Here is a 5,650-nt window from a genome sequence, read left to right on the forward strand (position 1 = left end):
GTCTGCTTATTGACGCTCAGTACCTTGAGATAGTCTAATATCTCAATATAATCTTTCGCTGCAAGAAGTCTAACTATGAGTTCAACAAATTTTCTCCTAGTACTCCAACAAACATAGTGTTTTTTCCTAACCCGCCCCACTAGTGGGCACTAGTATTGAAAACGATCTTTTTAACTCCGGTCATCGAGCGGTTGTGATACTAAAGAAAAATCTTGACTTGATTTATGGCTACAAAGGAATTGAAATACTTTGTTTTACAGAAGGATGAACTAATGGAAAATGAACCCAAAACTCCTGTACCGAATTTTATTCGTAATATTATAGAAGAAGATATCCAAAGTGGTAAACACGATTACATCGTTACCCGATTCCCTCCTGAGCCAAATGGATATTTACATATCGGTCACGCCAAATCAATCTGTTTAAATTTCGGCTTAGCACGAGATTTTGAGGGCAGATGTCATCTCCGTTTTGACGACACAAATCCCGTGAAAGAAGACGTGGAATACGTAGATAGCATCATGGAAGACGTACGCTGGCTTGGATGGAATTGGAACGACAAGCTGTTTTATGCATCAGATTACTTCGACAAGCTATATGAGTATGCAGAAATCCTTATCCAAAAAGGCAAAGCATTTGTATGCGATCTGAACATGGATGAACTCCGCAAGTACCGCGGAACCCTTACCATACCTGGTAAAGACAGCCCTTACCGAAATCGTTCCATCGAGGAAAACCTTGATTTGTTTAGGCGCATGCGCTCTGGTGAATTCCCTGAAGGCAGCAAGTCTTTGCGCGCCAAGATCAACATGGAAAGTCCCAATCTAAATATGAGAGATCCTGTTATTTACCGCATAAAAAAGAACGATCACCATCGTACAGGAGATAGCTGGCAAATCTACCCCATGTACGATTATACGCATTGCATATCTGATGCTTTGGAAGGAATAACACATTCGATATGTACCTTAGAGTTCGAAGACCATCGCCCTCTTTATGATTGGTTTTTAGATCAATTGCCTGTGCCCTGCCACCCTCGCCAAATAGAGTTTGCTCGCTTGAACCTCAGCTACACTGTGATGAGCAAGCGCTTGCTGCTGGAACTAGTAAAAAACGGTTATGTAAATGGTTGGGACGATCCCCGCATGCCTACTATTGCTGGTATGAGAAGGCGTGGCTATACTCCCGAAGCAATTCGGGATTTTGCGGATCGCATCGGGGTAGCAAAAGCTAATAGCATGGTAGATTTTGAGCTACTAAATTTCTGCGTCCGAGAGGATCTTAATAAAAAAGCCTTGCGCCGCATGGCAGTTCTTGATCCTATCAAACTTACCGTTACTAACTATCCTGAAAGTAAAATTGAAGAGTTGGTTGCCGAAAACAATCCTGAGGATCCCGCTTCAGGCAATCGCATGATCAGCTTTTCACGCAATCTCTTTGTTGAAAGGGAAGACTTTATGGAAGAACCGCTTAAGGGTTGGTTCCGCTTAGCTCCCGGCAAAGAAGTACGCTTGAAACATGCATACTATATTACTTGTGATGAAATTATCAAGGATGCGATGGGAAATATCACCGAACTTCGTTGTTCTTACGATCCCAATAGTAGAGGTGGTTGGAGTAAAGACGGCCGCAAGGTTAAGGGCACAATTCACTGGGTTTGCGCAGAAACTGCCATCCCTCTTCAAGTGCGATTATTTGAGCACCTCTTCACTATTCCAGATTTAGGCGATATCGAAGAAGGAAAAAGCCATTTAGATTATCTCAATCCAGCCAGTTTGATTGTAAACAATGATGCCCTAGCAGAAAGCTCATTAAGTGAAGCCAACCCAGGAGATAAGTTCCAATTCTTACGAATGGGTTATTTCTGTGCGGATAAAGATTTTTCAGCGAATAATCCTGTATTCAACCGCATAACTACGCTCCGAGACAGTTGGGCAAAACAAAAGAAAAAACAATAACCTACCTGGAGGAAAACATGACTTACAAAGTTGTACTTATCAAGATCGACCGTCGTGCCACCGAAGCCACTAGAGTGCAAAGCATTCTTACCGATTTCGGATGCAACATCAAGGTGCGATTGGGACTGCATGAGGTTTCCAAAGAATTCTGTGCAAACGATGGTCTGGTAGTTTTGGAAGTAGAGGGTGATATGGCTCTACTGAAAGAGATGATGGATAAACTGAACGCCATCGAGTATGTAAAAGCCCAGTTGATCGAAATGTAACCCTTTACTCAAATCCTATAAACGCCGGTGATCATACCGGCGTTCTTTTTTGGGGCAAACTAACGATTAGGGTTTTGGAGCGGAGACTTTGTATTTTGGTAGTCTACATCTTTATCCGGTTGTTACAAAAAACGTGGGCAACCCCACGTTTTATCCTAATTTTAGTGAACAATGCGTGTTCCTGTCTTGCCTTCAAAGGCATCCACAATTTTTTCGATTGAAGTAATCAACACTTCACTGCCACCCCGCTTCAAAAAATCTATTGCTGCAAGTATCTTTGGACCCATACTTCCAGCGGGAAATTGTTTTTCATCATAATGCGTTTGCGCTTCTGCTACTGTCATTACATCCAGATCCTGTTGATTCTCTTTACCAAAATTGATAGAAACCTTCTCCACTCCAGTTAGAATCACAAACAAGTCCGCTTTGATGTTCAAAGCCAACAGTGCACTGGCAAAGTCCTTATCTATAACGGCATCTATGCCTTCCAAACTTCCATTATCCTCACGATATACGGGAATTCCTCCGCCACCAACGGCAATTACGATCTCACCTTCGTGAACCAGCTCATTGATTGTCTCAGCAGGAATAATCTCAATAGGCATTGGTGAGGGTACCACCCGGCGATAACCCTTGCCAGAATCTTCTTTTAGGCTCCAACCCAAGCTTTTTTTCAGCTCATTTGCTTGTTCAGCGGTATAATAGGTACTGCCCACAAACTTAGTAGGATTCTTCATACTGGGATCGTTTTTATCCACTACTACTTGTGAAACGATGGTTATTACCTGTTTGGAGATGCCTTGCTGAAGTAGCTTGTTTTGTAAGCTTTGCTCTATCATATAGCCCATAGTACCTTCTGTGGCAGCATTTAGCACACCTAGGGGCAAAGCTGCAAGGCCTTCTTTTTCTCCTGCTTCCTGTTGGCGGAGAAGATTTCCCACCTGAGGTCCATTGCCATGGGTAATACTTAGTTGATAGCCTCTGCTGATAAGTTCCACGATGCCATCCAATGAGTTTCTGGTATTGGCAAACTGCTCCGTAATAGTTCCTTTCTGACCTGCCTTAATGATGGCATTTCCGCCTAAAGCAAGAACCGCTGTCTTTTTCATATATTTTCCTCTTTATGTATTTAAGTGAAAGCCGGGGATGAGCAAAAAACTCACCCCCGGATATGGATATATCCTTAAATAGGATTGCTTATTTCTTCTTGGAAGTTGATTTTTGGGGTGTTTTCTTTTTAGGGGCTGCTTTCTTTGCAGCAAAACCTTCCAATACCTCAGCCACAGTTGGGCTGCCAATTTCCTGCAGTTCATAGCCAACCTGACAAGCGGGTTTGGTGATTTTTACGATGCGACGCAGGTCGATTGGGGTAGCGATAACCACAGAATCACATTCGGTAGTATTGATAGTTTTTTCCAAATCCTTGATCTGTTTAGCACTATATCCCATAGCTGGAAGCAGAATGCCAATATCCGGATATTTTCTATATGTATCTTTAATCTCGCCAACTGCCCAAGGACGAGGATCTACAAAATCGGCACAGCCATATTTCTCAGCAGCAACCATTCCAGCGCCAAAGGTCATCTCACCGTGGGTAAGGGTAGGGCCATCTTCCACTACTAATACATTCTTGTTCAAAATCATCTCGGGATGATCTACAAAGAGAGGGGAAGCAGCTTCGATTATCTTGGCATTGGGATTGATGGCGCGTACATTGGCACGTACTTCGTTGATATCGTCCATATCGGCACTATCAATTTTGTTGATTACAACTACATCTGCCATCAATACATTGGTTTCGCCAGGATAGTAGGAGATTTCATCGCCAGGGCGGTGAGGATCTACTACTACTATGCGAACCATTTCGTTTGAGCAGTAGAAAGGAATATCGTTATTCCCGCCGTCCCAGATGATGACGTCTGCTTCTTTTTCGGCTTCGCGAACGATAGCTTCATAATCTACACCAGCATAGATAACACTACCCATTTGGATATGGGGCTCGTATTCTTCCATTTCTTCGATGGTGCATTTGTGTTTTTTAAGATCAGAAAGTTCGGCAAAACGTTGTACTTTCTGTTTTACCAAATCGCCATAAGGCATGGGATGGCGAATAGATACAACTTTAAGTCCTCGTGCTTTGAGGGCTTTCACAACCGCACGGGTAGTCTGAGACTTTCCACATCCTGTGCGTGTTGCACAAATGGTTACTAGTGGTTTGCTGGTTTTAATTGTAGTGTTTTCTGCACCCATCAGCATAAAATCTGCGCCAGTGGCATTTACCAAAGCGGCTTTGTGCATAACCACTTCATAGGGAAGATCGCTGTATGCAAGGACCACAAGGTCCACATTGTGTGTTTGGATAAGTTTCTTAATCTCACTTTCGGGTTTGATCTCGATACCTTTGGGATAGAGCTTACCTGCCAAGGCAGCAGGATATTTCTTATCGTCGATACCGGGGATTTGGGTGGCGGTAAAAGCTACGACTTCATAGTCCTTATTATCGCGGAAAAAGACGTTGAAATTGTGGAAGTCGCGCCCTGCAGCGCCCATAATGATAACTTTGCGTTTCATTGAGAATCTCCTTTATTTACTTAGTTTTTGTTCTTTGTAACAAGCTTTCAAACATACTTTTAACGTCAAGAAAAATCTTGAATCCATCCTTATTCCTTAGCTCTATCCTAAGTTTTAAATAGTTCAATTGCTTTAAGTAATTCCAATAAGAACGTTCAATGCTCAGGCAAAGGTTATATCTTAACACACTAAGTGTGGTGGTTGCGAATTCAGAACCTCAAGCTAGCTTATCTGCAATCTGTTTATGTGTATTGAGTTATGTAAAACAATAGTCACAATTTTCCAAGATATTAAAGTGCTTGACCCAAATTGACTCTCGCTATTATTTGAGTCATTTATGCATTCAACCGTACATGTGAGGTACTTAGATTATGTTAATAAGAAAATACGATCCTGCGAAAGATGCGGAAGCATTGATTCAACTGATCAAATTGGAGGGCAAAGAGTGGATATGCTATTGGGGTGATGATTCTATAGGAAAGTATAAATTAGCTTTAAAAAAATCAATCACCTATGTGGCATACAATCATAATGAGCTTATCGGCTATTCACGCTCATTGGAGGATTGTGGCTTTTACATTTATGTATGCGACTTGTTAGTTTGCAAAAAGCACAGAGGCAAGGGCTTGGGACGTATGCTGATGGAATGTATTAGAGATGAATTTCCGGATTATGGCACTTTTGTGATGTCTGATGTAGATGATTATTACCACAAATTGGGCTACAAAAAGCAAGGATCAGTATTCCAAGTATCCTGATCGCAGCTCAGTTTCAAAAAATACATCCGTTTAGTGTTTGATAGCTGACCTATTGTAGTTATTTATAAGATATACCTGCCACACTTAACTCTTCAAA

Annotated in this window: 5 protein-coding genes; 3 read left to right on the forward strand and 2 right to left on the reverse strand. The window is 41.9% G+C overall.

The features are described from left to right. Positions 1–272: 272 nt before the first annotated feature. Entirely contained in the window at positions 273–1,958 is a 1,686-nt protein-coding gene (locus LHW48_02885) for a glutamine--tRNA ligase/YqeY domain fusion protein (GenBank protein MCB5259405.1), read from the forward strand. A 17-nt stretch (positions 1,959–1,975) separates the two neighbouring features. Further along, positions 1,976–2,224, forward strand: coding sequence for a hypothetical protein (locus tag LHW48_02890; GenBank protein ID MCB5259406.1), 249 nt, complete (start codon positions 1,976–1,978; stop codon positions 2,222–2,224). 161 nt (positions 2,225–2,385) lie between these two features. On the opposite strand, the gene arcC is transcribed toward LHW48_02890, so the two are convergent. Continuing rightward, positions 2,386–3,333: a carbamate kinase gene (arcC, locus tag LHW48_02895; protein MCB5259407.1), complete on the reverse strand. Its 948-nt coding sequence runs from the start codon at positions 3,331–3,333 to the stop codon at positions 2,386–2,388. Positions 3,334–3,421: 88 nt separating this feature from the next. After that, a complete protein-coding gene (locus LHW48_02900) occupies positions 3,422–4,795 on the reverse strand; it encodes a cyclic 2,3-diphosphoglycerate synthase (GenBank protein MCB5259408.1) in 1,374 nt (457 codons plus the stop codon). 371 nt (positions 4,796–5,166) lie between these two features. On the opposite strand from LHW48_02900, the gene LHW48_02905 reads away from it, so the two are divergent. Then, positions 5,167–5,553 carry a GNAT family N-acetyltransferase gene (locus LHW48_02905; protein ID MCB5259409.1) on the forward strand — a complete coding sequence of 129 codons (387 nt, stop codon included), beginning with the start codon at positions 5,167–5,169 and terminating at the stop codon, positions 5,551–5,553. Positions 5,554–5,650: the final 97 nt, after the last annotated feature.

The sequence above is a fragment of the Candidatus Cloacimonadota bacterium genome (assembly GCA_020532355.1).
Lineage (GTDB): Bacteria > Cloacimonadota > Cloacimonadia > Cloacimonadales > Cloacimonadaceae > UBA5456.